Source organism: Pseudoalteromonas lipolytica (assembly GCF_003515105.1).
GTDB classification, from domain to species: domain Bacteria; phylum Pseudomonadota; class Gammaproteobacteria; order Enterobacterales; family Alteromonadaceae; genus Pseudoalteromonas; species Pseudoalteromonas lipolytica.
In genome coordinates this window covers 2,523,034-2,549,652 of record NZ_CP032090.1, presented here as the reverse complement: position 1 = coordinate 2,549,652, position 26,619 = coordinate 2,523,034, and the positions used below count along the sequence as shown (strand labels likewise).

Genomic DNA, 26,619 nt, shown 5'->3' with positions numbered 1-26,619 from the left:
CGGCTTGAATGCGACACATTATATCCTATGGTACTAATTTGGGTAATTTTATTACCCCTTATGTCTTGTTTTTAGATTAATTACTCCAGCCCAAATGCTGGTTTTTAGGTGAACAGAGTGTAATTTTCTGTACATCTATTTACCCTTTGATACTGTTTGTTCACTTGCTGTAAATTGTAGTTATGCCTATGAATGAGACGATGATTCCTCTTGAGGGGAGTGCTAATTCTGCTCCTGCCCCGATACTTTTGAAGCAATTATTTATTAGCTTCTTTATTGTAACTCTGTTGTGTATTGTGGTGGGTTATTTATCAATTTTTAATCGTCTAGAAGTCAATATTTATATAAATGGCGTACTCTCTGATGTGATTAATTTATTGATCCTAATTTTTATCTTTTCATTTGTACAAACGTCGGCGGTTGCTAAGTTAAGTTACTTATTTTTGAGCAGCGGGATCTATTTATGGAGTATTGGCTTAACCTTCGACTTTCTTGATGAGCTGGTTTATCAACCGGTATGGATTGGTATTTATATCGAAGACATGTTTAGAACAATTGGCATGTTAGTCACCAGCTTTGGGTTGTTTTTGGCTTTGTCAGACTTAGCAAAAGCGCACAAAAACTTAGCCGAAGAGCTTAAAACAGATGTACTCACCAAAGCCTATAACCGCCGCTATTTTTACCATTTTGTTCAGTTAAACCAAACCAAAACACACAGCTTAGTTATTATCGATATTGATCACTTTAAAGCAATTAATGATGAACACGGTCATGATGTGGGCGATCAAGTCTTGATCGACTTTGTTTATCAGTGCCGACAACAGCTTGATCCGAGTATTTTATTTGCCCGCATAGGGGGAGAAGAGTTTGCGCTTTATATTCCCACAGATGATCTAAATGTCGTGCAAACGATATGTGAGCAGTTATTAGGTTTAGCAAATAATGTGATGATTTCACCCGGTAAAACGCTCAGTGTCAGTGCGGGATCAGCGATAAAAAGAGCAACCGAAACCTTTAGCAGCACCATGAAACGAGCCGATCAGGCGTTGTATCAAGCTAAAAATCAAGGACGTAGTCGCTATATCCACGCACCGTAAGCGACGGTTAATCATTTTTGCTGTAACCTTAAAAGCAACACGATTGTTAAGGATAAATGATGGGTATAGCAAAAAAGCTTAAGCAAAAAACACGGCAGTTTGTTGATTCTAAACATATGCTGAGATCAATCACGATCGCCTCGTTTTTAGAATCGACTATTGTGCCCATACCTCTAGAAGCGGTGCTTGTGCCACTTATGCAAGCACGCCGCGAAAAGTTGTGGTTAATTGCGCTGATGGCGACAGTCGGGTGTATTATCGGTGCTGTATTTGGCTATGCGTTAGGGTATTACTTATTTGATGTAGTTGGGGATTGGGTTATCAATACCTTTTCAAACCCTGAGCAATTCGAGCAAGTAAAACAAAAGATGCAAGGGCAAGGATTTTGGTTTGTGTTGAGTCTTGGCATTATCCCCATTCCGTTTCAAATTGCGATGTTAGCCGCGGGGGCAACAAAGTTTTCGTTGGTGCTGTTTTTACTTGCGACCGTGATAGCACGCTCTATTCGATATTTTGGTTTAGCGCTTGTGGTGTATTACGCAGGTAATCATGCTGAACGCATTATTCAAAAGCATAAAACCAAAGCATTGGTAGGGCTGTCGATTTTAGTGTTACTACTTTGGTGGTTAAGTACGCTGATTTAATTTATTTCGTGCCTATAAATTTAGTTATTCTGTCTATACTTAGCGGGTAATGGACGCTAATTATAGACAGGATATATCATGAATACCTTTGTGGCTGCGTTGCCCATTTTTTTACTCATATGGATGATGGTTAAGCGCAGTCCCGTGCCTTCTTATGTTGCACTCCCTGTGTCGGCATTGGCTGGTGTGCTGCTTCAGTTATTTTATTTTCAAGCCGACCCTCGTTTACTCCTCGCCAACTCCTTTATGGGCATGTTGTCGGTACTGACCCCTATTTCAATTATCGCCGGGGCAATTTTACTTAATCGAATGTTAGCGGTGTCGGGGGGTGAAACCACGATTAAGCATTGGTTAGAGTCGATTAGCGGTAATCACGTTGCGCAGTTAATGATTATAGGGTGGGCGTTTGCATTTATGCTCGAAGGCGCGTCGGGGTTTGGCACCCCCGCGGCAATTGCGGCACCTATTTTAGTCGGGCTTGGCTTTTCGCCTTTTAAAGTGATTGTGTTTACGCTTATTTTAAACTCGATTCCTGTGTCGTTTGGGGCTGTGGGAACGCCAACGTGGTTTGGTTTTTCTGCACTTTCGTTAAACGAGCAACAGGTGTTGGCTATCTCTCAGTGGACAGCGCTGTGTCATGTGGTTGCCGCTTTGGTGATACCCATGATTGCGCTGTGTTTAGTATTGCCTTTTCACACGGTGCGCAAAAACAGCGTTTTTGTTTATTTAAGTGTGCTGTCATGTGTTTTACCTTATTGGTTGTTTGCGCAGTGGAATTACGAGTTTCCATCACTCATTGGCGGAGCAGTGGGGTTATTGGTGACTATATTTTTGGCAAAAAAGGGCATCGGACTGGTTAAGTCACAACAGCCCTCCGTCTCTAATAAGCCCATAGATGGCAAGGCGTTATTCTTGGCTTTTTTTCCGCTTGTGTTATTGATTTTGGTGCTTGTGCTGACGCGTATTCATCAGTTAGGTATTAAAGCACTTTTAAATGATGAAACCGTTTGGTTGAGTATTCATTTAGGATTTGCCCAATTTGAGCTCAGTAAAGCACTGATAATATCGTTGCATGAGCTGTTCGGTACAGCCGTTAGTTGGTCATATAAAACCTTGTTTGTGCCAGCACTGATCCCGTTTGTGTTGGTGGTATTGGTGAGTGTTCCGCTGCTTAAGATGAATAAAAAGCAGGTGTCGCACATGGTTCATGACACCTTAAGCCGAATTGCATTGCCTTGTGTGGCATTAATTGGCGCGTTAGTGATGGTGAATGTGTTAATGCAAGGAGGGCATAATGCGCCGATATTTTATATCGCCAAAACGTTTGCTCATTTAACCGGTGAGCATTGGGTGTTATTTGCATCATACCTTGGTGCGCTAGGTACGTTTTTTTCGGGGTCTGCGACAGTTTCTAATCTTACTTTTGGGGGGATTCAATATGGTATTGCCCAACAGGTTGGGTTATCAGAAACCTTAGTGCTGGCTCTTCAATCGACAGGAGCGGCAATGGGCAACATGATTTGTATCAGCAACATTATTGCTGTGGCCAGTATTGTTGGGGTGAACAATCAAGAAGGCCCCGTGCTTAAAAAAACCTTTTTCCCTATGCTGATTTATGGGGCGCTGGTGGGCTGTTTTAGTTATCTGTTTTATCGCTAAGGTAATGCCACAGGTTGCCTAACTAAATAAAAAAGGTGTTGAGATAAGCCCAACACCTTAACGGAGTCACTTTAGCGGTTATTTCAGCGCTTTTTTCACTTCACGCCAGTCAATAATCTTAAAGTTTTGCGGTGCTTGTGGCATACGGTTATAGCCATCTTGCACAATTAACACTCCTTCAGGATAGCCCGGTAGAGGGGTTGCTGTGACCGTTAATCCGTCGGTTTCTGAAACGCCGTCAATGGCACGTTCAAGGTTATTACTAATTGCGAATTTACCAGCAAATTCAAGGCGCGGCACGTTGCCGTCGATGATTTTATACAGCACATAGCTGTTATCTCCTTGACTAGACACGACTAAATAACGCGTATCTGTGGCGTGATAAATTTCCATGCCTTCTATGTCATCAACTAACATGTCGTTGATTGTTTGTAACATCACGGGCTGTGTGCCTGCTGTTGGTTCAGCGCCAATAAACCAAATACCTTCGTCTTCTTCACCTAAAAAGAGTTCACCGGTTTTATCATCCGCGCTGCAACCCTCTGGTTGGCTCGGTACATTAAATTCTCGCACCAGCTTGGCATTAACTGAGGTGGCGTTACCGGTTAATTTGTACTGTTGAAATAGTCCCGATTTATCATTCATGAACACGTAGTTACCCGTGGATGATGAATACATACACATACCGTAAATCTCAGTCAGTGTGGTGGGCAATTCGGCTAAGTGTTGCACCTTGTTTTGTGTATCAACGGTATACACACTGATACTGTTATGAGTGCGGTTACTGCCAGTGATCCACGTATGGGCTGGGTTATCAATGCTGTTATTCTGGCGTACATCAACGTTATTTAAACGGCCCGTTTCTAATGCTTGAAGCTCGTTCCCTGCAAGGTTATACACCATTAAACCGCGGCGTTTATCAGTGCCAAGAATTAAGCTGTGCGCTTTATCATGTGTGTTGATCCATATTGCAGGATCGTCAGCGGCGTCTCCAAAAGCTCGCACAGCATCTGTTTGCGCTTGTGCGGTAATGTAAGTGACCGCCTGTTTGGTAGGTTTTACCTGTTCTTGATACGGCGTATTGATGAAGCCTTTTACATAATGCCCCGATTCATCATCGTAAAAAACAATATTAGCTTTGGTGTTGTTAAAGTGGACCGCGGCTGATTCGAGTGCTAAGTCACCTGCAAATTGCCAACTGCTGAAGCGTTTATCTTTGCTCTCATAGCGATGTAGCGTGTTATCTTCAGTGGTTGTAAACCACAGGCTGCCATCGCTTGTCGTGCTTAAGCCGCCAATCTCAGGAACCAAGTTGCCAAATGGGGCCATAAGTGCGACAGGCGTTTTATCTGCGCGCGACTCGGCATCGGCATTAATTCGCCAAATACCCACTTCTCCCTCACTTAAGTAAAGGGTTTTATTGTGATCGTCGACCGCACAGCCAGATGTGTCACTTATTCCTGCAAATTCACGTAATTCAAGGTTTAAAGGGTGATTGTTTTTGACATCATAAACCAAGGTTTCGCGAATAAGGCCGCGCGCATCACTCACAAACGCCGACACCGCGAGTGTGGTAGAGTTTGAAAATAAACACACCGCTTCGGGTTTCGCTTTTGGTGGCGTAATTCTGCTTAACGTTTTTAATTGCCATTGGGCATCTTTTTGAAGTTTAAATATAACGGCTTGGTCTGTTTCATTGTCAATACTTGCGACAAGGTAGTGGCCGTTATCAAGCGCCTTCACCGACAAGGTTTCAAAGTTACCGCTTTGTAAAGTATGGCTGTTGCCCATTTCATCAATGAGTTGTAACCCTTGGCTTTCTGAGCTTATTAACCATGTGTTATTGGTGAGTGCTGCTGCTTGTGAACCTTGTACATTTTCAGTGGGTCCAAATGCGCGAACCTGATTAGCACTGTCGACAGGGGCGTTCGTTTGGCTACAAGCCGCCACTGTACTGAGCAAAATAGCACTGGCGATAAGGTTAAATGATTGTGTGATATTCATGTGATTTCCCAAGATAAAACAAGGCAGCAATGAGCTGCCTTAAAACGGTCTATTAAAATTAAAATGCGTAACGCAGCATTAATTGAATAACAGGCCCTGCTTCTTCAGACTCCAGCTCATACTCGTCAAAGTCACGGTTGATTTGATCATCAAGCGTATCGAATTTGTTGAACGTTTCGTCTTTGCTTGCATCGAGCAAATTTGAGCCGACTAATCGTAGGGTGATGTCTTGCCAGCGTTTTTCTACGAATACCTCAAGGTCGGCTCCGTAGTGTGTTGTTACTTCTTCACCCACTATGCGGCCATACGCATCGCCTTGTTTACGGTATGTGGCACCAAATGAAGCGCCCAGATCTGGTAAGTCTTGAATAAAGCCAACGTTAAATACGTAGTCAGATTGGTCATTAAACTTACGTGAACCAAAATTGTCATTAACGTCAGAGTCAAGCCATGAATAGTTAAAGAAAATCCCTGTATTAGGCATACTTAAGGCTGTTAAAGGTGTTGATAAATCAAGCTCAATCCCTTTTACATTACCATCACCGGTGTTGCGCGGTTGCAAAATATAGGTGCCTTCGCCTTCAGAACCTTGTTGGCTGGTATTGGCAATTTCAATTAAGTCACTTACATCACGGTAGAACACGTTAACACCCACTACACCGCTTTTACCTAACCGGTATTCGTAGCCAAGATCCATCCCCCACGATGATTCGGGTTGTAGGTCTGGATTACCTAAAAAGTCGTTATCACCCAGCTCTTTTTCAAGCAGAGCAGGGGTAATGTAGTCAAAATCTGGGCGACGTAAGCTACGAGCCACAGAGGCGCTAACACGGCCGTTTTCAGAAACGTTGTAGCGTAAGTGGGCCGATGGTAAGAAAAAATCGTAATCATTCTTCGCCGTCACATCATTGACATTATCCGTGATGGTTGAGTCGGTTGTTTCGTAGCGTACCCCCATTTCCCACGAGAAATCTTGGTCTTCGTGTTTGATGAGTGCGAATACATCTAGACGGTCTTCTTTAAGCTTATTTACACCCCCCGCGGCGGCTTCAAATTCATTGTTAAAGCCGGCAAGCGACAGTGGGTTTTGACTAAATTGATCCCAACTTGCAAAACTTTGCTCATTTTCATCTTCTGCTTGATAAACCGCTGTATCACGCTCTTTACCTTGCACAAATGCACCAAACTGAATGGTTTTATTTTCACCAGCAAATAGGCTATGTTGCCATTGCAGTGACCACTCTTTATCGTCGATATCAACGGTTTCTTCCTCTTCTTCGAACACCATTGGGAGTTCTGAGGTATCAATTTCGACCTCTTGCTCGTAGACCGACTCTTCGAAGCGGGCATAACCTACTTTAAATTTACTGGTGCCACCAAATAGCGGTAACTCGTACCCAGAGTTAATGTTGTAGTTAGTTTGATCAATGAAAGACACATTGGCGTTATCGGTTTCGAGGTTTCCGCCTTCTACAATTGCGTTACTTGTTGCTGTTGGGTCATCGTATTCAAATGAGCGTTCATCTTCAGTCCGGTCGGTATCAACCCAAATGGCACTGATGTCAAACTTGCTGCCATTATCAAAGGCAATTTCGTAACTGGCATTCAGTGACGTGTCGTCGCCATCGCGAATATCAGATTGATCTTCGCGGTTATCAAATTCTTCAGTTTTGTAATTTTCGTTGTTTTCAGGGCTGTCGCCATACCGCAAGCTAGATTTTTGTTTTGGGTTATAGCGTCCTTGTAAGTTTGCGCCTAGTAACAAACGCCCACCGGCAAATTCAGTACCGTACACACCTGCAAAGCTTTCTTTTAATTCGCCGTCGTCGTAACGCAGGCCGCCAGCACGAATATAACCACCGTCTAAGCTGTAGCCATCACGCAGAACAATATTAAGCGTTCCTGCAATTGCATCGGCAGAACGATTAGCACTTGAAGCGCGAATGATTTCTACACGTTCAATCAGTTCAGCAGGAATACGGTCAACAAAGAATGAGCGATCAGCGCCTGCCCCTGGTACTTCTTCACCATTAATAAGTACTTTAGTGTAAGCCGGGCTCAAGCCACGCATACGGGCGCCATCAGACTCTAATACGTCAGATAAAAATGTCACACTAGGAACACGTTTTAAAGCATCACCAGCGGTAAGTGGCTCAAAACGTTGAAAATACTCTTGTGAGTATTCAAGGGTTGGGGCCAGCTCTTGTGAACGGTTGCGATAACCTATTTCACCATACACAACGAGCTCTTCTGATACTTTTACTTTCTTTTCATTGTTGGTGTCTGACTCTTGTGCAAAGGCACCGAATTGACATAAGGCGAGGGCGCTTACAAGTGCCTTCGTTTTAAACTGTTTCATGGATTTGCTCCTACTTGTCCTTGGTTTGGTGAGCAAAGTACCCAGCTTAAATGACGCAAATGTGACAGAAAACCGCTGGCAGCCTTTAAAAACAAGCTATTAGAGGCGTTTATAAAGCATTTTGAGCTGTAATCACCCCGCTTAATCAAGGTAAATACAGCGATTAAAGTCATCAAAAAGGGGGGAGTGTCGTTTTGCTGTCACATCATTGAGCTAATATGACCCTGCTGCTAAAAATGCGAACGGGTTAGCATGGCAGCATGATTCATAGTTAGGTGTCTTTCATGCGATTTAATCCTTTTATTCATCATCGGTTTTTAACAAATGCGGTTATTGCGCTATTTGTGAGTGCTTTTATCCTCAGTGCATATGACGGAGAGCGAAAAGCGCTGGCCGACATATCATGGCTGGATATTGTCGGCGAGGGCGGCATTGTGATGATGACGCTAACATGGATATTTGCACTGCTCATTTCGAGACCCCCCGGAAAAGTCACCTGCTTTTTAGTGTTAGGGCTTGGTCTTTTTATGTTTTCGGCCTCGCTGGACTTATTTGATGAATGGTTACATCAGCCAACGAATACGTGGCTAAGTCTGATTGAGTCTTTACCTGCCCCCATAGGTATGGTTTTCACAAGCCTAGGTTTGTATCAATGGCACCAAGAGCAGTTTGTGCTTAATCGTCAGTTAAAGCGCCGTGAAGCAATGCACCGTGAGCATGAATTAGTGTGTTCAATTACTGGGCTTTATAAAGCCGATTACTTACAAACGGTGTTAAAAGAGCAGTTGAATGAGTCGCAGCCGTTGCAACTTGCGGCCATTGATATTCGTGGATTTGCCGATTTTAATGCCGAGTTTGGTTTTATCGAAGGTGACAGGTTACTGCGAGAAGTCAGTGAGCTTATGATAATGAATTGTCGTCTTACGGATGTGGTATGTCGCTATGCGGGTGATTGTTTTATGGTGCTAATGCCAAACACCACCGCGTTACAAGGCAAAGAGCTGGTGGCACAAATATCTTCGGCACTGAGTCACTGCGCATTTAAGGTTGAGGGCGAAAAACACGCGAAGTTTCAGCATGCAACCGTTGCGTTAGTGGGCAGTGAGCAAGGAGATACAGCGCACTGTTTGAGCGCGCGTTTACACGCCGCATTACAACAACAAAAACAACACAGAGTCAGCCATTGTGAAGCAGTATCTTAATCAAGATGATAAGTATTTAACCGCGCAAGGTCTGATTACGACTCTGGTAGAGCTTGCTCTAAGTCGCGGTATTGGTTTACATAAATTACTCAGAGGCACGGGGGTATTTGAGCAAGACTTAATGAGTGTACAGCATCAGTTTAGTCTCTCTCAGCAATTGCGTTTATTGATGCAGTTTAAGCTGTTAATGAAATCGGCCGACAGTGGCTTTTTGTTAGGTAGCCAACTTGCTAATGACACCTCGGTTGTGGCACAAGGTGTTTTGCAAAGTTTGAGCATTGGTCAAGCTCTAAAGCAACTAAACGCCTTGCGTATGCAACTTGCACCGCTGTTATTTAGCCACAGTTATGTGCATAACGAGCAGTATTATATTGAGTTGCAAAATGCTGTGGGTCTTGATGATGAAATGAGCCAATATGTGCTCGAAATTTACAGTGCTGCATTTTATCAAACGCTTAAAAAAGTGGCTGGCGAGCGGGTGCCTTGTCAGTTTGATTTCGCTTATAAACGGGCAAGGCACAGCCAAGAGTATGAGCAACATTTAGGGCTAAACGTTGCGTTTGAACAGCCCATTACTCGCTGGGTATTAAGCAAACAAGCATTAAGGCTTACAAACCCTACCTTTAGTAGTTTTCGCTTTTCACAAGTTAACTCTCAATTGGCAACATTAAACACAGCAAACAGCACCTTTGTTGAAGCGGTGAGCAGAGTCATTTATCAAAACCCAGCGCTTAATTTAGAACAAGTCGCAAGCCAGTTTGCAATGAGCTCAGCGACGTTTAAGCGAAAGTTAAAAGCTCACGGTGTACGTTTTTCAGCGTTGTATGAAGAACAAAGTAAACGCAAAGCCATATACTTACTGGCTATGCGTGAACAATGTAATGAGCAGGTCGCAATGCGCTTATCATTTTATGATATTGCTAATTTCAGGCGTGCGTTTAAGCGCTGGACTGGGCTTACCCCAAGTCAGTTGAAGGTATAAGCCGGTATTTCGTTATAAAGATTAATAAGGTATACAGCGAAAAGTTAATGCACATGACTGAGATGATACAAGGAAAAATAAATCAATGATGGGGCAGTTATTTTAATAAAGCTGCGTTAGACTGTTGTTATTGATGTATTTAACCGAGCTCTTAGATGATTGAGTATCCTGTTGATCAACTTCCACAACTCATTGATGAGTTGCTTCAGTGTGACACCACAACGCGAAAAAATAAGTTACTTGCCGACGCCAAAGAAAAACTGTCGACAGAACATCTCTCGCTGCTGTTTGAAGCATTACCCAAAGAACAACGATTAGAAATTTGGCAACTGCTTGACGAAGACACACAGCATGAAATCTTCATTAATTTGGGGGGAGACAGCTGTCGGTGGTTATTACAAAGTTTAGACGAAGCGCAAGGGTTTAAGTTACTTGATGAAGTGAGCGTAGAAGAGCTACTCGAACTTGAAGAAATTATTCCAGAGCGTTTTGTTGATTATGCGCGTCGCCAGCTTGATGAAGTACAAACAAAGCGTTACGAACTTGCTCAGCAGTATAACCCTGAGCAACTCGGTCACTGGTTAGACTTTGATGCGTTAAAAGTGTCAGAAAAGCAGACGGTGGCGGGCGCTCGTAAAATTTTACAAAAAGGCTTGCCGCAATACACCGAAGTAATTTATTTGGTAAGTCGTAAAGGCACATTGATTGGTGAAGTGCCTGTAAACGCCTTATTTAAAGCCAATGATGCCGATACCTTATTAGAGCATGCAAACCTAGATACATCAGCATTACATGCTGATGATGACTTATATGAAGCGGCAGAGGTGGTGATCCACAGTGAAAAAATGGCGATGCCAGTGGTGAATGCCGACAATAAGTTGTTAGGGCGTCTAGCGGTGTCATCGGCCTATGAATTACGCCAAGAAGTGACCGACGAAGCCGCTGCGAAAGCGGGTGGTCTACGTGAAGACGAAGACCTGTTCTCAAGTGTCACCAAATCAGCTAAAAACCGCGGTATTTGGTTAGGCATTAACTTAGCGACTGCATTTTTAGCATCTTGGTTTATTGGTTTGTTTGGTGCCACGATTGAGCAAGTCGTGGCACTTGCGGTATTGATGCCAGTGGTTGCGTCGATGGGAGGCATTGCAGGTAGCCAAACATTGACCGTGATTGTGCGCGGTTTAGCGCTTGGACAGGTTACCGACTCTAACCGCAGAGCTTTATTGCAAAAGGAGCTTAGGGTAGGGGCATTAAATGGCTGTGTATGGGCATTGGTGATTGGTGTACTCACTTATTTTTGGTTTAACGACGGGATGTTGAGTGTGACTATCACTATTGCTATTTTACTTAATTTAGTGGCTGCCTCGCTGTCTGGCGTTGTGATCCCGTCTATTCTAGATAAGCTTAAAATTGATCCTGCATTGTCTGGTTCTGTAATTTTAACCACGGTGACAGATATTGTTGGTTTTGTGACCTTTCTCGGGTTAGGAAGCCTGTTGCTACTATAAATCACAGTGAAGCCAATAGTTCTTCATACTTATTGGCTTCTATTTAACAGTATCAATGGATACGTTGTTTACTTATCTTGTGTAAAACTAAAAATTGATACTAATAATTTTTGTATATAAAACGGATACTTAGGGTTAGAGCAGTCTACAATAATACGCAATTTAGCCAATGGGTATAATAAACACGCGATTGCACGTTAAAATTATCAAACACGTCAAAAAGAACTGTTATAAAGTATTACTTTTTGTTATTTTTTTGGTTGTGTTCTCACTGAGATGTTAGTGAATGAAGAAAACGTTAACCTTATTGTTAGGCTTCGGCTGTTTTTATGCAGCCGCGTCTGAAAATTTTAGCGATCACGAGGTATATTGCGCTCAGCAGTCGCAGGTAAGCTGCTTAGACTTCATTGATCAGCAATTAGCCAGTGCGCAGCTTTATTCTGATAAATGGTATGAGATAAAGTCATACCAATTTGATTATTATTACGACAAACTGGCTTATCAAACGTTAAAAGACAGTACCGAACCTTTTATTGAAAAATCCGATTTACCCATCGTATTTCAAGTCCAAGTGTATTTTTACTATGCTAAATCAATGCACTATTTAGGTGACTATGAAACGGGTCGTAAATACGCAACGAAAGCCTTTGATAAACTACAAGCCATTTATGACTCGTTTGGTAACCCTATGCGTATGGTCGAATTGGCTAACTTACAGCATGTGTTTGGCAACAAAGAAACTGCTTTGCATATTCTTGATAGAGCTGAGCGTCGTTTTGGTAAAAGTAAAGATCCTATTTTTCATTTTGAGCTGGCGTCAAACAAAGCAAATGTGTTCCATTCGTTAGGCGATATTGAGCGCGCTTTGGTTAGTCGGGTTTCTGCGGTTGAATGGATTTTGAAAACTGACCATAGCCGAAAAATATCAGTGGCAATGGGGAATCTAGCCCGCACTCATCAATTATTGTCACAATACGATAAAGCAAATCACTTTTATGTCGAGTCGCTAAACTACATGGACGCGAAGTCAGACCGACTTGTAATAGCAATCTATAAACTTCGTTTGGCACAAATTCACTGGCAAGCGGGTAACCGAGCTCAAGCTGCACATTGGTTTAAGCAAGTGCATAAAGAAGACATTCGCCCATCTCATGCCAAACTTTATACACAGCTCAAAACGCAGCTTTAGGCTTTATATAGTGTAAAAACACCCCGATTTTTCAGTTTCACCCGGCGCTAAAATTTGCAAATGGGTCGTCTCACCTTGCTCCATCATTGGTTTCATAGCCTCATCAAATAACGTGGCAGCTTTTTCCATGTGCTTAGCTTGTTCATCTAACGCTTTGAAGTCGGCATCATGCGAGGCGATTAATTCATCAAGCTGTTTAGTTAGTTTATCTTGTTCTTTTAACAGACTTTTATTTATTCTAAGGTGGTTTTCATCTTCGACCACAGCTTTTTTTGTAATCGCTTCTATTTGCTGTGAATAGGCCGTGACTTGCTCTTCCATGTCGCTTAGTGGCAACTCCAGTGATTCAAGCTTTTCTTGTTCACGTTTTAATTGTTGATAGGCGGCAATTTGCTCGTTGTTTAACGTGCCTTCATGAACTTTTTTACAGTCTTTAAACGTGATAACACGGTAGTTGTTATCGTCAATAGTCGTGCTTGCGCTTGAAAGGCCAATACAGGCTGTGGTGGCTGCGGCTAATAGAGCTGATGTCGTAATGCGTACTAAATTCATGATGCTGTCCTAATGGGTTAAGTTATTAAGTTAGTCGCAGCAGGTCTGAAAAAAGTTGGTTACAAGCGAGGTATTTTTACTCGCGGGCTTTACTTACAAAGTAGGACGCGGTGCCAGCCTAAGCCAGCACCGCTTATTTTTAGAAGCTATAGGTGATGTTTCCGTAGATAAAACGGCCATCTAAGCTATAAGGTGTGAATGCACTGTAGGTGAAAATTTGATTAAAGTCGCTGTAGCCTATATTGCTTACAGTATCTTGTGGATACTGATCAAATAAGTTGTTTGCGCCAACAGCAAATTTCCACTGTTCAGATGGGCGGTACGCGACCTCTAAGTCCGTGATCCATTTTGCATCAATGACTTCATCACCTTCTGGTGTGCTTGAGGTATCCACAACTTCACCATAACGCGTAGCACGTAATGTTGTTTGAAAGTTTTCAAAGTCCCAGGTTGCCGACAAGTTCCACTTATCTGCTGGCGTGCCATCTTCAAAGCGGGTGATTTCACGGCGTGCAAAGTACTCGTAGCTGTCACCAAGCGCTTCCAGCTCAGCGGGGTTTTCTTTAACATGAGTCACTTCAGTATCATTAAAGTTAACAGCCGCACTTAAGCGTAAATCGCCGTAGCTTTCTAAGCCTAATGAATAGGTTGCAACAATATCAACACCTTGCGTACGTGAATCAATGGCATTGGTAAAGTAGCGAACACTTTGAGTATTAACTTCGCCTGCTTCGGCTAAAATAGCTTCTACTTCTGGGCCGCTTAAGTTTTCAGACAAGACGATACGGTCATCAATGTCAATGCGATACGCATCAAGTGTTAAACTAAAACCACCTTGCGTAAAGATAAAGCCTGCAGTCATGTTGACTGATTCTTCTGCATCAAGGTCACGAGCACCCAGTGCTTTTGCGGCAGGTTCATCAACAGGGAACAAACCAACTTCACTTGGAATACCATTTTCAAACACTGTGCTTACCGATTTGTAAGACGTTTGTGCAAGTGATGGTGCTCTAAATCCTGTGCTGATTGCACCGCGTAGCGACAGTGATTCATTAATGCTGTAACGCGAAGCCAGTTTCGATGTAAAGGTACTGCCAAAGTCACTGTAATCTTCAAAGCGACCCGCAAGAACCACATTCCAGTCGGTTGTTAGGTACGTATCAAACTCAGCAAATACCGCGACATTATGGCGGCTCTTGTCGGTGGCACTTTCTGGTGAAAAGCCCGCTAAAACTTGTGCGCCACCCGCCGCAACAGGGTTGCCTTCTTCATCAAGTACAGTGATGTAAGAGGCTTTTTCACCTGCTTTGATTTGGTAGTTTTCGTGGCGATACTCTGCGCCAATTGTCACAAATACATCGTCGGGTAAACCTAAATCAAGGGTATTGCTGGCATCCATGTTAACGAGGTATTGCTCGTAGACAAGCGCACCGTTATCAAACTCAGTTGGGCTATTTACACCCATTGAGGTGTTCAAGCTATTGCTTACCCCTAACGCAAAGTCATTACGACCATAATTGCTGCTTATATCCCATGCCCAGTCATTGGTTTCGCCGTTAAGGCCAATAGCAAATGAGTAGTCATCTACATCGGTATCAATTTCTGGTAAGAAACCGTCTGGGTAAACCTCAGTTAAGTTACGAGAGTCTTTGGCACGACGGTAAAAACCCGCTGAGTTACCTTTACGGTTTGAGTAACTGGCAAATGAGTAAAGTGATAGCGAGTTATCAAACTCGTAACCTAGGTTATAAAACACAGCAATATCTTCGATATCAGCTTTACCAAAACGGTGGTTATAACGGTCAAAGTCAAACTCACGTGGATCTAGGTTACCGTTTACATCGCGGCTATATTGCTCACGCTGGTCAATACCTGAGCGGTTGGTTGGCTCGTTATTACGTGATTCAATTGAAATATTAATAAAGCCATTATCTGCAAATGAAAAACCCGCATTAGCGCTTGCGGTGCGTGAAATACCATCGTTTAATTTACGGTCAGCGCCTTTTGCAAAGCTTAAGTTGCCTTCGCTGTCTGTGCCTGTGCTTAATAACTGTGGCGAGCCTGCCATTTGCGTGTCGTACTCACCATAGGTGTAGCTTACACTACCGCCTTCATCGGCATCTTTTAGTACAATGTTAATTACACCAGCAATGGCATCGGAGCCATACTGTGCCGCTGCGCCATCACGCAGTACTTCTACGCGCTTAATCGCAGAGGTAGGAATATTATTTAAATCAACTGCCGTTGAACCACGACCCACTGTGCCACCTAAATTTAATAGCGCACCTGCATGACGGCGTTTGCCGTTAACAAGTACTAAGGTGTGATCAGGAGCGAGGCCACGTAATACAGCAGGTTTAGCGTGGTCTGTACCATCGGCAAGGGTCGCACTTGGGTAGTTGAAGCTTGGTAATTGAGAGGCAAGTACTTGGCTAATTTCAAGCTGACCTGTGCTTGCTAAGTCGCGGCTTGTTAATAAATCAACCGGTACTGTACTTTCAGACAGGCTACGTAAACTACGACGTGTGCCTGTCACTGAAATAACTTCAATGTCTTTTGCTGTATTTTCAGCAGGTTGCTCAGCAGCGATTGCAGTCACTGATGCAGCAAGCGTACTTGCAATTGCAAGTTGCAAAGGTAATTTGTTGAATAATGCCATTGTTGATTCCCATCTGACTTATCTATTTTAGCGCAGTGTAAAATGCAAAGTGGGAACAAACAAATAATATTAAAGTATAGTATATGCGTAACTAATACGACTTGTTAATTAGGTTTTTGGTTTGTTAATTAAGTGTTTATAGGCTCGTGCTAATTTTATTTCTGCCTTCTGTCTTTGCTCGATATAACGCGGTGTCGGCTGCACAAATTAGCGCTTCTGATGTGCGATATTGATTATTATATTCACATGCAATACCTTGGCTTACACTTATTCTAAAGTCGCTCGGTAAACCAATGTCGGTAAATAGCGTATTATTTATTTTAATTTGAATATGTTTAGCGATGGCCTCTGCGGTGTCTTTTTGGCAGCGAGGTAATATAATGGCGAATTCTTCGCCACCATAACGCGCAGCTAAACAATCGCGAGAAGGCAATGATTCGGCAATTATACTCGCGACTTTTTGTAAGCATTTATCGCCTTTAACATGACCGAATCGGTCATTAAATAATTTAAAATAATCAATGTCGATTAATATAGTGCTAATCGCCTGATTAGTTTGTACGCTTTCTTGCCAATGTTTTTTTAATGACTCTTCTAATGTAAGGCGGTTTGCAAGACCGGTTAAATGGTCAGTGGTGGCTTGTTTAACTAAACGATTATATTGCTCTTTGTGTGATGATAAATCATGTAATACACAAATAAATAAGTTTTCTGCAATAGTAATATTTTTTGGCAAGCTTGAAATACATAAATCCGCTTCAAGGGTTTTACTATCGGCACGGTTAATTTTAACTTCGTTTGGCCCAAGGCTTATGGGCGAGTCTTTATGATCTAACCAACTGAGTAGGGTATACATGTATTTGTCACGGTCGGTGTCGTGTAGATAATGTAACAGGTTTTGACCGATTAACGCTTCTTGGTTGTCACCTAAAAGTTGTGCCGCCATCGGGTTTGCAAATTCAAACGTGCCTTGACCATTAATGATAAACACTCCCTCAGGAATGTTCTGAAACATTTGTACAATTAGTGCAAGTTGCTCTGAATTGATAGACTGCGACAGTGCATTTTTCACTTCTGATTTAGCAGTGCTTGGTTGTTCATTTTTGTTAGTAGACACGTTCGTTTCCTTTTTTTTTTGCCGATGCAAACGATTTTGGTGTCTATAAAGTTACTTAAAAAAGTGCAAATTAACCTTCCGGTAATCTTCTGGTTTTAAGTTATTGTTTATAAGTAGTAAAAGGCTCCTTGATGGAGCCTTATGTGGGTGTTGTTTAGTTTTCTTTTTCATTGTTTACTTGCGGATCGGCACTTTCATAACTTATGCCATTGCACTCTACAGTGAAAACCATACATGCTTTACCGCTATTCTCATCAGAATCTGAAATCTGAATCGTTTGGCCATTATCAGTAACAGAGTGGCTAAAGTCTTGCGCACATTCGCCCTCAATATTTGAAAAGTTAGCACCTGTAAATACAAATCCTGCTGCACTCGTTGCTTCATCTAATGTATAGATACCTAGGCTGTTTCTTTGGTTAACAGTACCGCCACCAGAAACTTGCTGACCGTCTTGGAAGTATGTAAATACAGCTTCATTTTCAGTGTTAAGTGAAACATTCACTGTAAAATTGTAAGTTTGATTTTCGCTCATGTTTTTCCCTTTAATTTTTATAGTTCAAAGTTAGTGATACCTAACTCAATCAGTTTGTTTTTTAGTGTATTGATTTCACTTTCTTTATTTAAGCAAGTATATGCTTGAATTAGGGGGTAGGTCATTTTAATGCTTTTACTACCATTATTGTTTTCTTCGATTGTATTAATAGTTTCTTGGCATGCTTGTTGTTTTGATATTTTGTCTTTAGCGAGCTTTGCTTTAATTAAATTAGCTTTTATTAGTGCAGAGTTGTTTTCTATTTTGCTAGTGTCAGATATTCTCTCAATAAAATCTGAGTTGCTTTCTAGTTTTAATAGTAGCTCTTCAGCTTCATTTAAAAGGTTTCGATTTATTAAATAATGAATCACACCTATTTGAACGTTTATTAAAGTCGTATCTGAAAATCCCTGTTCATCAATGTAACTTAAAACTTCTGGTACTCTGTCACTTGTTTTACTTTTATCTAATAGCATTAATTGATATGCAAGCGTTCTATAAAAAGTGCGTTGAAAATTTTGATTTTTTGGATCTTGGATCCTAGCTCTATTAATCGCATTAGTTGCTTTTTCTGCTTTTAAAAATGCCGCTCTCTTATTTGGGAAGTAGCTCAATAAAAAGCTTTGTTGCATATAAGTGTTTGCTAAATAATTATGTAAGCTTGCATCATTCGGTGACGTTTCAAGCATGTTGACTAGTTCTTGAGTGGCTTGTTCAAGCAGTTCGAGAGCTGCGTTTAAATTACCTAGCCTTTCTTCTGTGGTTGCAATCCAACTTATGGTGTCTGTTTTATCGCGTAATAAATTTTTGTTATTAGGTTTTAGCTCAAGGGCTTGGTTTTTAAGTTTTAAAGACTCAGTAAAGCTCTGCTTTGCGAGTGCGTAATTAAACTGCTTTAAATACAGTGAACCCAGTGAATTGTGTGAGTAAGATAGCTCCATAATCGAATTAAAGTCATTAGGGGCAAGCTGATACATTTTTTCGCTGTAAGCCAAGTAACGTTTAAACATTGGTTCAGTAGCTAGGTAATTACTTTGCTCATAAGTTAAGTTACCAAGCCAGAAAGCATTGGCCCCTGCAAGCATTAAAACATCAAGGTTGTTGGGTTGAATTTTTAGTAAAGATTCTAGGCGCGTTCGCGCATTTTCAAAGGCGGTGAAGGCTTCGTCGGTTTTGCCGCGCGAATAGGCGACTTCGCCCATGGCCTCTAAGGTTTGAGCGTATTGAAAACGGTTATTAAACTCGGCTTGTTTATCGCTAAAGTCAAACAACGAAGCAGCTTCTTCGTCTTGATTGGTAAAATACTCAAGAGCTTTGTTGCTAATACCATCCAGTAAATCCATGCGCTTAACGCTTCTGAGTTTGTCGGCAAATTCACCGACCATAAAACCCAATAAACTCTCAGCTTCTTGGCGTTTTTGTTTTGCTACTTGCTCTGCATGGTAGCTGCGCACGCTCATAAATGTAGCAATAAAGGTTAAGCAAACAAGTGTTGCAGCCGTTATTTGTAACATGCGTTTTTTACGTTTGGCTTTATTGTTAGAAGCTTTAATTAACGCTTGTTCGTCGCTTGATAAGCTAAACATAGGGTTTTTAACTAGGCTGTGTGCTTCTTGCAGCGGTTTGCCTTGGGCTAGTAGAAAGTCGGTGTGTTTTTGTTCAAGCAACCAACGCTCGGTAGCTAGTTGAACACGGCTCTTTATTGCTAAGCTTTGTTGGTGTTCTTGCACCCAATCGATAGCGCGTTGCCAATGGCGCAGCAACGCTTCGTGGGCAAGACTAAAGCAGGCTTGCTCATTTTTAAGGTGCGATACAAACAAGCGGCTGTCGACCATAGCCTGAACAAGCTTGGTTGCAGCAGGGCTGGTTAATTCGCTCCAGCGAGCTGCGCGGCTGGTGAGCGTTTCGCCATCTGGGTTTAGCGTGATCAGCTTTGAAAGGACTGCGGCAAGTTCTGCTTGTTGGTCTTTGGGTAATTGGCAAAATACCTGTTCGGCTTTTTGACCGATGGCTCCTTCGATGGTGCCTAGGGCTTGGTATTCAGTAAACAGCAGTTCGTTGTCTGGGCTGCGCTGCAAGTAAAGCTGTTGCAACGTGTATTGCAGCATCGGCAGTGCATCAGGGTTATTGGCGGTGTCGTTACAAAGTTGTTCATCAAGCGGTGTGTGATGCTCTGGGTGATGTTGCCAACTTAAGCCTGCTGCCAGTGCTGGCAAACGGATCATTTGCTTAAGCTCTGAACGCGTTGGCGCTAATAAGTCAAAGTGTGCGCCATTGGCTTTGCCCGCCATTAAACTTGGTTGGCTCACTACTTGCGGGTAAAAGTCATTACGACAGGCACTAAAAATGATCATGCAGTCACTTGTCGCTAAGCATTCTATGAGTTTTAAAAACTGACTGCGCTCGTCGTCGCTAAATACCGGTGATGACAATAGCACTTCGAGCCTGTCGATAAATAAAAATAAATAGGGCGTAGTGTGCTCTGTATTTAGCGTTGCAAGGGCTGCTTTACAGCGGGTAATAACCTGTTCTGGATCTGTTAATAACAATTCAGCCAGTGTATCGGCGCTTATATCGCGAAGTACAGGTGCGTCGTTTATTTCTAAATCGAGCAAGGTTGAGGCTAAATCAAGGAGTAAGCGCTCTTTACTCACATCGGCAAAGTCGAGTTGGCAGTAACTGTGTACTCTAATGCCATCGTAGCCATTACTCGACATTAAAGCGGGCAATACACCTGCGTTAACTAACGACGATTTACCTGAACCACTGGCCCCCAATATTAAGCAAAACGCGCGACCAAACTCTATTTGAGCCGATACCCTGTGTAATAAGGTTTCTATTTGTTTATTACGGCCGAAAAACACATCGGCTTGCTCAGGTGCAAACGCACTTAAGCCAACAAAAGGCGAATCACCTTGCCAACTGGTTTGGCTGGCTTTTTGTTCTTCGTTGAGCACAAAGTTGATTTCGGCAATAACGCGGTAACCGCGTTTACGAATGGTTTCGATGTACTGCGGATCACTGGCTTTATCGTCAAATGCTTTGCGTAGCTGCGTGATCACTTTATGTAGCGGGTTATCGCCAAGCGCTACATTTGGCCAACAGTGATTGATAATTTCATCGCTGGTTAACAGTTCACCTTGTTTTTCGCATAGCAGCAATAATACATCCATTGCTTTTGGCTCGATGTGTTTTACTTGCTCGCCACGTCGTATTGAATTTGTGCTGGGGGTAACTTGCCACTCACCAACGAAAAACAGCGCCGTACTCATAGTGTTATCTTCTTTTTATTAAAATTAATCGCCTGGACCGATTTTGTTCATGCCACGCACACTCTTGATTAATACTATATTATGAGATTGACGGCAAGTGTGTTGCCTTTTTTGAAACAAAAAAGTCAACATATCGAGTGTATATACGTTTTTATAAAGTGTATTTAACGTAAGAATCGAAGAGGTATTTCGGGATGAATAAAAAGAGAGTAGCAAGTTGAAGGAGGCGTTTTAACGCCGAATGGTAAGCCATTCTTGATTAAACGCCACTCCTTCTACGCGATATGAAATCGCGGCTACAAATTTGACTAACTGGTTAACTTTCAACGCGTAATTTTTTCATTTGTATTGCGCTTAATGACCACATCATAAAGCCGCCTAAAAAAAGGGCTGCCGAGACATAACCCGTTTGACTGGGCAATGCACCTTGGGCAATGGCCATACCACCAAGCCAAGGGCCAATGGCATTGGCTGTATTAAATGCGCATTGTACGAGTGCACCTATCATGGCATGGCCTTGTGGTGATACATCCATTAATAGTGATTGAATAACAGTACCCAAACCAACACTAAAACCAATAAAGAAAATCACCGCATAAAGTAGCCAAATATTGTGGCTGGCACTGACATAACTTGCTGCAAATACGACGGCACCTATAAGTGCTGCCCCTGTGGTTTTTAGTGGTGAATGGTCGGCTGCCTTTCCTAACACATAGTTGCCTAAGGTGCAGCCAATACCAAACATGATCATAGCGATTGATATAGTGTAAGCGGGCGTATGAGTCACAATTAAAATAGTGTCGGCAATGTAAGTGTAAACACAAAATACGCCGCCAAAACCAATAATAATGATGCCTAAAATAGTCCATACTAGCTTGTTTTTCAGCACACTTAATTCATCTAGAATTGAAGTGGGTGATGAGTTCTTAACGTTTGGTACGTATTTTACAATTAGCACTAAGGCAACAAGAGCAAGCACTGCGGTGCCAGCTAAACAATAGCGCCAACTAAAGTTTTGTCCCACTAACGTCACCATTGGTACACCCACGATGGTCGCCACGGTTAAGCCCATAAATACTTTTGACATAAAGCTGGCTCGTTTGTCGGCAGGGGCAATGTCGGCGGCCAGTAAAATAGCGGCGGCAAAATAGGCTCCATGGGGCAAGCCACTTAAAAAGCGAAATAAAATCAATTGCTCAAGAGAATGTGAAAAAGCACTTAAGCCATTGAATAAAAACATCATAGTAACAAACATAAGTAGGGCATTACGTTTTCGCATATTGGCTGTGGTGATCATAAAAAGTGGCGCACCCACCACCACACCAATAGCATAGGCGCTAATGGCATACCCACTTTGTGCCGGAGTTGATGAAAATGTTTCGCTAATAAGCGGCAGCATTGGCATCATTGAAAACTCAGAGAGGCCAAGAATAAATGTTCCTAAGGCTAATACGATTAAGATTGTAAAGGTGCTTTCGCGGCCTTGAGTTTTGGTGACGTTAGTCATGTAACTCCTTTAAAACATGTTTTAAGAGAAATAGAAAATGCCAGAACCATGTTGCGTTCTGATGATAAGAGGTGCTATGCGCTATTGTAATACAAATAAAATAGAGTAAACCAGCACTTTTTGGAACGTTCTATATTAGTTTGCTATAACGAATAAAGTTGAACTTCTTAAGGCTGAGCATTTCAAAATAAATACAAATATAAATCCCAACTATACTGTGTATATAGACTTGGCTTTGGAGGGAGTGGCAATGGAAAAGATATTCGCCTGTATTGATGGTTCAACTATCACCAGTGCAGTGACAGAGGCTGCTATTTGGATAGCCAAACGTACTTCGCACCCCATACGTTTTTTACATGCGCTAGAGCCTCCTTTGCAACAGGGTAGTGATGACCTTACGGCGATTATTGGCTTAGGTTCGCAAACATCATTACTTGAACAGCTTGCCAAACTTGAACAAGAGCGCAATAAAGTCGCTGCTCAACATGGCCATTTACTGTTAGAGGAAGCTGTAAAGAAAGCTGAGCATGCAGGGCTGACCGCTGTTGAAAAACAACAGCTTTCAATGAGTTTAGTCGATGCGTTACTGACACATGAAGACAGTGCCAGAGTAATGATTATTGGCCGTGCAGGAAAAGGACACGGTGATAATTTTAAGATGCTAGGGTCGCATATCGAAACCTTAATTCGTCAAGTTCATACTCCTGTGGCAATTGTGCCACCGCAGTTTCATGCTCCCACTAATTTTATGCTGGCTTACGATGGCAGTGACAGTACTGACCAAGCAATAAGCCAAATTATTAAAGGGGGGATTTTAAAAGGCTTAGGTTGTCATTTAGTCATGGTCGATAAGCATGATGGTCATTGTCAAGATAAGCTGGACACCGCATCGGCACGCTTAGCAGAGCATGGGTTTAATGTGAGAGCACGCATGCTCGATGGCGATGTATATGAGGCGTTATGGCGTTACAAAAGCGACCATGCCGTTGATCTTATGGTGATGGGGGCATTTGGTCACTCTAAATGGCGACAATTCTTTTTGGGCAGCACCACATTAAAAATGCTTGAAGATAGCCGTATTCCGTTGGTGGTATTACGCTAGTATTTTTTGTGTTCTGTAAGTTTTGGCTGCGCAGCGGGTGCGACAATATGTCACGTGTTCAGCCAAATTAATGCGTTTTATAATCGGTTTATAAATTAACTTTTTATTTTATAGACTTATGAACACGCATTTAACTCCCCCTCGTTTTTTAGTTACTAAAGTTGCTGCATTGATTTGCGCTATTTTAAGTGTCTCTGCTGTTGCTGATGATTCGATTGAAGTGATCGAAGTGCAAGGTCATGCCCAAAATAGTCATCAATTGCTTGGCTCTGCCGATTCGCTGTTATCTGATTTAGGCGTTGATTTTTCAGCGGCGGGTGGTGTATCAAGCTTACCTGTATTAAATGGCATGATGGGAGACAGGGTTAAAGTATTAGTGGATGGTGCGGATGTCACTGCGGCGTGCGCTAATCAAATGAACCCACCCTTGTCCTATGTCTCAGCTAATCAAGTAACATCGTACAGTGTTGTTGCGGGGGTATCACCGGTTAGCAGCGGGGGCGATAATATTGCCGGGGTTATTCGTGTGAATACTATTGCGCCTGAGTTTAGCGATTCGGAGCAGCTGACTTGGCGCTCAGGTTATACCACCGCACAATATAAAAGCGTTAGCGACAGCCAAGCCTATGGGCTAGGTATGGGTATTGCGAGCAACAATGTAAGCGTGTCTTATCAAGGCAGCTTTGAAGAGGCTAACAGTTATAACGATGGTCATGGGGAGCGCGTACTCGACACGTTATATCGTGTGCAAAATCATGCATTAACAGGTGCTATTCGTGATGACAAACAGCAGGTTATAGTAAAATTTAGCCATCAAAAAATTCCCTATCAGGGTTTTCCAAATCAATACATGGATATGACGGATAACACAAGCTTTGGGATGGTGGCACAGTACCAACGTGATCTTGAAGAGGGCGCATTACATGTACAAGTAAATGCCCACGACGTGAAGCACAAAATGGGTTTTTTTAGTACAGAGAAACCCGGCATGATGCCTATGAATACCGACGCACAAGACTACAGTTATCAGTTGCACTGGCGTTTAGACTTATCTGCAGAATCGTCACTTTTGTTTGGGCACGAATATTACAGTTATCGTATCGATGATTGGTGGCCTGCTGTTGAAGGGTCAATGATGATGGGGCCGAACGAATACGTAAATATTAATGATGGTAAACGTAATCGTCTGGGTGCATTCGCAGAGTATGAAAGTCAAGTTAATCAAGCATGGTGGCTGTCGGCAGGCATGCGTATTGAACAGGTAACAACAAATACAGGCGACGTACAAGCCTATAACAAAGGGGCTATGGGCGGTGTGGGTCATATGAACTCAATGATGGACATGTCAAAAACCGATGCACAGGCTGCGATGGAATTTAATCAGCGGGATCGCAAACGTGACGATACTTTAGTTGATATTAGTCTGCTTGCACGCTACCAAATAAGTCGCAATGATGAGCTGCAATTTGGTTTTGCCCGTAAAAACAGAGCCCCTAATTTATATGAGCGTTACAGCTGGGGTGTTGGCACTATGGCAAGTACCATGATTGGCTGGTTTGGTGATGGTAATGGCTACATTGGTAATCCTGATTTAAAAGCCGAAACCGCTCATACGCTAAGCGCTAGCTACACTAAGCAGGCAAAAGATGATAGCTGGCAAATAACGGCGAATGCCTGGTACACGCAGGTAAATGACTATATTGATGCTGAAGTGACGCAAAGCTTTAACCGCACTGACAGTGCTCATACCAAGCGACATATTCTTACTTTTACTAATTTAGATGCGACGTTGTATGGGCTAAAATTAGCAGGCCTTATTGAGCTGTATAATTCGAAGCAAGCAGGTAAATGGCAGTTAAAAGGAGCGTATACCAGCAATTATGGCGAGCGCGATGACAGCCACGAAGATTTATATCAAATTATGCCATGGCACACAGAACTAAGCCTTGAACACGCGTATAAAGGCTGGGAAAGCACCTTGAGTTGGCAATGGGTTGACAGTAAAGACAAGGTGGATGAGCGCCGATTAGAAAACCAAACCGATAGCTATAATTTATTAGGCATTTCAAGTAAAAAAACATGGCAAAATTTAACCTTTAAGTTAGCAATTACTAACTTACTTGATGCGTATTATCAGCAGCCACTTGGCGGAGTGAACATTGCTAATTATAAGCACGATATGCGCACTGGCTTTGAGCAGCTAGCAGGACAAGGTCGCTCCTATAATGCCAGTATCAGTTATCGGTTTTAGGCAAGGGGTTTTGTATTTGTAGGCGCGATGTCAAATCGCGCCTACAACCTGCTTACACGCTTCGTGTCACTTAATCGGCAAATAAATATCAGTTTGCAAATCACATTCATCCACCTCATGAATTAAATTGAGGTAATGAAAGAAACACGGAAAATCACGCACTTCTTCACCACTTTGTGGTAGCCACTCGCGGTATAAATAATACACTGTATCGCTAATCGTATCGTGTGAACCATTATGGCGCACTACGGCACAGCGTCCCGCTGGGATCTCGCCATTTCTGACTCCTTGTGGGTTATCAGGAATTGGCTTTGTAATGCTGCCGGCAAAGTCAAAACGAAAGGCATGATCTTCAGTTGTTGCAGGGTCACTGTATGGAATACCATAGGTGTTGCTGGTTTTAACCGGTGATAATCCTGAGCTTTTTCGCCAGTCAATAAAATGTGCGGCGGTATTCATAAGGGTATTTGCAGCGCCTTGATGGGTTAATAAAGCAACGGGCTGGGCTTTTAAGTCGACAATGTTTACATTCATAAAACAGTCCTTTTTATCAGGTAAAGAAAATTCAAACTGAGAGTGCCAGTTAGGCCAGTTTGGTTTGCTTCTGAATTCACTAGGAGACTGTGTAAAAGTGCGTTTAAAGGCGCGGCTAAATGCCTCTGGGCTATCAAACTGTGCTTCGAGTGCAATATCAATCACTTTGACTTGATGCTCAAATGCTAGTCGAAATGATGCACGTTTTAAGCGAGCAAGTTGCGTGTACTTAGTCACACTGACTCCCACTGAAGCGGCAAATAAACGGTGAAAATGATATTTTGAACAACAGGCTACATCACTCAAAGTGTCGAGTGATAAAGAGTCATTGAGATGCTGACTAATATAATCACAAACATGCTCAATACGTTGTTGTTGCTTCGTTTTCATGATGACTCGTTAATGCTTATTCAGAAGTGTGTTAAGTGTGTCATGACCCTTAAATGGTT

18 protein-coding genes are annotated in these 26,619 nt (G+C 42.5%); 9 read left to right on the top strand and 9 right to left on the bottom strand.

The features are described 5' to 3' along the window. Window positions 1-188 precede the first annotated feature (188 nt). The 3 genes from D0907_RS11525 (at window position 189) to D0907_RS11515 (ending at window position 3,400) form a co-directional block, all read left to right on the top strand. The gene (locus tag D0907_RS11525) at window positions 189-1,097 is read left to right on the top strand and encodes a GGDEF domain-containing protein (RefSeq protein WP_162898042.1); all 909 of its coding nucleotides are present in this window, start codon (window positions 189-191) and stop codon (window positions 1,095-1,097) included. A 59-nt stretch (window positions 1,098-1,156) separates the two neighbouring features. After that, the gene (locus tag D0907_RS11520) at window positions 1,157-1,741 is read left to right on the top strand and encodes a YqaA family protein (RefSeq protein ID WP_036966814.1); all 585 of its coding nucleotides are present in this window, start codon (window positions 1,157-1,159) and stop codon (window positions 1,739-1,741) included. Window positions 1,742-1,819: 78 nt separating this feature from the next. Then, a complete protein-coding gene (locus D0907_RS11515; protein ID WP_244223127.1) occupies window positions 1,820-3,400 on the top strand; it encodes an L-lactate permease in 1,581 nt (526 codons plus the stop codon). Window positions 3,401-3,478: 78 nt separating this feature from the next. On the opposite strand, the gene D0907_RS11510 is transcribed toward D0907_RS11515, so the two are convergent. Together D0907_RS11510 and D0907_RS11505 are read right to left on the bottom strand one after the other, a co-directional pair. Further along, window positions 3,479-5,404 carry a phytase gene (locus D0907_RS11510; protein WP_118844493.1) on the bottom strand — a complete coding sequence of 642 codons (1,926 nt, stop codon included), beginning with the start codon at window positions 5,402-5,404 and terminating at the stop codon, window positions 3,479-3,481. Between the two features lie 58 nt (window positions 5,405-5,462). Next, window positions 5,463-7,763, bottom strand: coding sequence for a TonB-dependent receptor plug domain-containing protein (locus tag D0907_RS11505; RefSeq protein WP_065978595.1), 2,301 nt, complete (start codon window positions 7,761-7,763; stop codon window positions 5,463-5,465). Between the two features lie 284 nt (window positions 7,764-8,047). Here D0907_RS11505 and D0907_RS11500 point away from each other — a divergent pair, with 284 nt between their 5' ends. The 4 genes from D0907_RS11500 (at window position 8,048) to D0907_RS11485 (ending at window position 12,644) form a co-directional block, all read left to right on the top strand. Further along, the gene (locus D0907_RS11500; RefSeq protein WP_036966826.1) at window positions 8,048-8,965 is read left to right on the top strand and encodes a GGDEF domain-containing protein; all 918 of its coding nucleotides are present in this window, start codon (window positions 8,048-8,050) and stop codon (window positions 8,963-8,965) included. Next, window positions 8,949-9,947 (top strand): helix-turn-helix transcriptional regulator, encoded by a 999-nt coding sequence (locus tag D0907_RS11495; RefSeq protein WP_118844492.1) that lies wholly within the window; start codon window positions 8,949-8,951, stop codon window positions 9,945-9,947. Before D0907_RS11500 ends, D0907_RS11495 begins: the two co-directional genes overlap by 17 nt. A gap of 155 nt (window positions 9,948-10,102) precedes the next feature. Further along, window positions 10,103-11,455, top strand: coding sequence for a magnesium transporter (locus D0907_RS11490; RefSeq protein WP_036966832.1), 1,353 nt, complete (start codon window positions 10,103-10,105; stop codon window positions 11,453-11,455). A gap of 286 nt (window positions 11,456-11,741) precedes the next feature. Continuing rightward, window positions 11,742-12,644, top strand: coding sequence for a tetratricopeptide repeat protein (locus tag D0907_RS11485; RefSeq protein ID WP_074988987.1), 903 nt, complete (start codon window positions 11,742-11,744; stop codon window positions 12,642-12,644). Between the two features lie 3 nt (window positions 12,645-12,647). Here the strand turns inward: D0907_RS11485 and D0907_RS11480 are convergent, their stop codons facing one another. From D0907_RS11480 to D0907_RS11455, 6 genes are all read right to left on the bottom strand, one after another. Next, window positions 12,648-13,196, bottom strand: a complete 549-nt coding sequence (locus D0907_RS11480; protein WP_118844491.1) for a hypothetical protein — start codon at window positions 13,194-13,196, stop codon at window positions 12,648-12,650. Between the two features lie 139 nt (window positions 13,197-13,335). Then, complete coding sequence (locus D0907_RS11475; RefSeq protein ID WP_118844490.1) at window positions 13,336-15,855, bottom strand: TonB-dependent receptor plug domain-containing protein; 2,520 nt, start codon at window positions 15,853-15,855, stop codon at window positions 13,336-13,338. 136 nt (window positions 15,856-15,991) lie between these two features. Continuing rightward, on the bottom strand, window positions 15,992-16,972 hold the full coding sequence (locus D0907_RS11470; protein WP_244223126.1) for a GGDEF domain-containing protein: 981 nt from the start codon (window positions 16,970-16,972) through the stop codon (window positions 15,992-15,994). Window positions 16,973-17,126: 154 nt separating this feature from the next. Then, window positions 17,127-17,504, bottom strand: a complete 378-nt coding sequence (locus D0907_RS11465) for a DP-EP family protein (protein ID WP_065978591.1) — start codon at window positions 17,502-17,504, stop codon at window positions 17,127-17,129. Between the two features lie 17 nt (window positions 17,505-17,521). Next, window positions 17,522-20,776 (bottom strand): nSTAND1 domain-containing NTPase, encoded by a 3,255-nt coding sequence (locus tag D0907_RS11460; RefSeq protein ID WP_118844489.1) that lies wholly within the window; start codon window positions 20,774-20,776, stop codon window positions 17,522-17,524. 316 nt (window positions 20,777-21,092) lie between these two features. Beyond that, complete coding sequence (locus tag D0907_RS11455; RefSeq protein ID WP_065978589.1) at window positions 21,093-22,283, bottom strand: MFS transporter; 1,191 nt, start codon at window positions 22,281-22,283, stop codon at window positions 21,093-21,095. 250 nt (window positions 22,284-22,533) lie between these two features. Here D0907_RS11455 and D0907_RS11450 point away from each other — a divergent pair, with 250 nt between their 5' ends. Together D0907_RS11450 and D0907_RS11445 are read left to right on the top strand one after the other, a co-directional pair. Further along, the gene (locus D0907_RS11450; protein WP_065978588.1) at window positions 22,534-23,385 is read left to right on the top strand and encodes a universal stress protein; all 852 of its coding nucleotides are present in this window, start codon (window positions 22,534-22,536) and stop codon (window positions 23,383-23,385) included. Between the two features lie 118 nt (window positions 23,386-23,503). Beyond that, a complete protein-coding gene (locus tag D0907_RS11445; protein ID WP_118844488.1) occupies window positions 23,504-25,636 on the top strand; it encodes a TonB-dependent receptor plug domain-containing protein in 2,133 nt (710 codons plus the stop codon). Window positions 25,637-25,702: 66 nt separating this feature from the next. Here the strand turns inward: D0907_RS11445 and D0907_RS11440 are convergent, their stop codons facing one another. After that, on the bottom strand, window positions 25,703-26,560 hold the full coding sequence (locus tag D0907_RS11440; RefSeq protein WP_065978586.1) for an AraC family transcriptional regulator: 858 nt from the start codon (window positions 26,558-26,560) through the stop codon (window positions 25,703-25,705). Between the last annotated feature and the right edge of the window lie 59 nt (window positions 26,561-26,619).

Coding starts and splice junctions, on each gene's coding strand:
- D0907_RS11500 (WP_036966826.1), top strand. CDS start 8,048: ATGCGATTTAATCCTTTTATTCATCATCGGTTTTTAACAAATGCGGTT.
- D0907_RS11525 (WP_162898042.1), top strand. CDS start 189: ATGAATGAGACGATGATTCCTCTTGAGGGGAGTGCTAATTCTGCTCCT.
- D0907_RS11460 (WP_118844489.1), bottom strand. CDS start 20,776: ATGAGTACGGCGCTGTTTTTCGTTGGTGAGTGGCAAGTTACCCCCAGC.
- D0907_RS11455 (WP_065978589.1), bottom strand. CDS start 22,283: ATGACTAACGTCACCAAAACTCAAGGCCGCGAAAGCACCTTTACAATC.
- D0907_RS11490 (WP_036966832.1), top strand. CDS start 10,103: ATGATTGAGTATCCTGTTGATCAACTTCCACAACTCATTGATGAGTTG.
- D0907_RS11520 (WP_036966814.1), top strand. CDS start 1,157: ATGGGTATAGCAAAAAAGCTTAAGCAAAAAACACGGCAGTTTGTTGAT.
- D0907_RS11465 (WP_065978591.1), bottom strand. CDS start 17,504: ATGAGCGAAAATCAAACTTACAATTTTACAGTGAATGTTTCACTTAAC.
- D0907_RS11515 (WP_244223127.1), top strand. CDS start 1,820: ATGAATACCTTTGTGGCTGCGTTGCCCATTTTTTTACTCATATGGATG.
- D0907_RS11480 (WP_118844491.1), bottom strand. CDS start 13,196: ATGAATTTAGTACGCATTACGACATCAGCTCTATTAGCCGCAGCCACC.
- D0907_RS11485 (WP_074988987.1), top strand. CDS start 11,742: ATGAAGAAAACGTTAACCTTATTGTTAGGCTTCGGCTGTTTTTATGCA.
- D0907_RS11440 (WP_065978586.1), bottom strand. CDS start 26,560: ATGAAAACGAAGCAACAACAACGTATTGAGCATGTTTGTGATTATATT.
- D0907_RS11510 (WP_118844493.1), bottom strand. CDS start 5,404: ATGAATATCACACAATCATTTAACCTTATCGCCAGTGCTATTTTGCTC.
- D0907_RS11505 (WP_065978595.1), bottom strand. CDS start 7,763: ATGAAACAGTTTAAAACGAAGGCACTTGTAAGCGCCCTCGCCTTATGT.
- D0907_RS11445 (WP_118844488.1), top strand. CDS start 23,504: ATGAACACGCATTTAACTCCCCCTCGTTTTTTAGTTACTAAAGTTGCT.
- D0907_RS11450 (WP_065978588.1), top strand. CDS start 22,534: ATGGAAAAGATATTCGCCTGTATTGATGGTTCAACTATCACCAGTGCA.
- D0907_RS11475 (WP_118844490.1), bottom strand. CDS start 15,855: ATGGCATTATTCAACAAATTACCTTTGCAACTTGCAATTGCAAGTACG.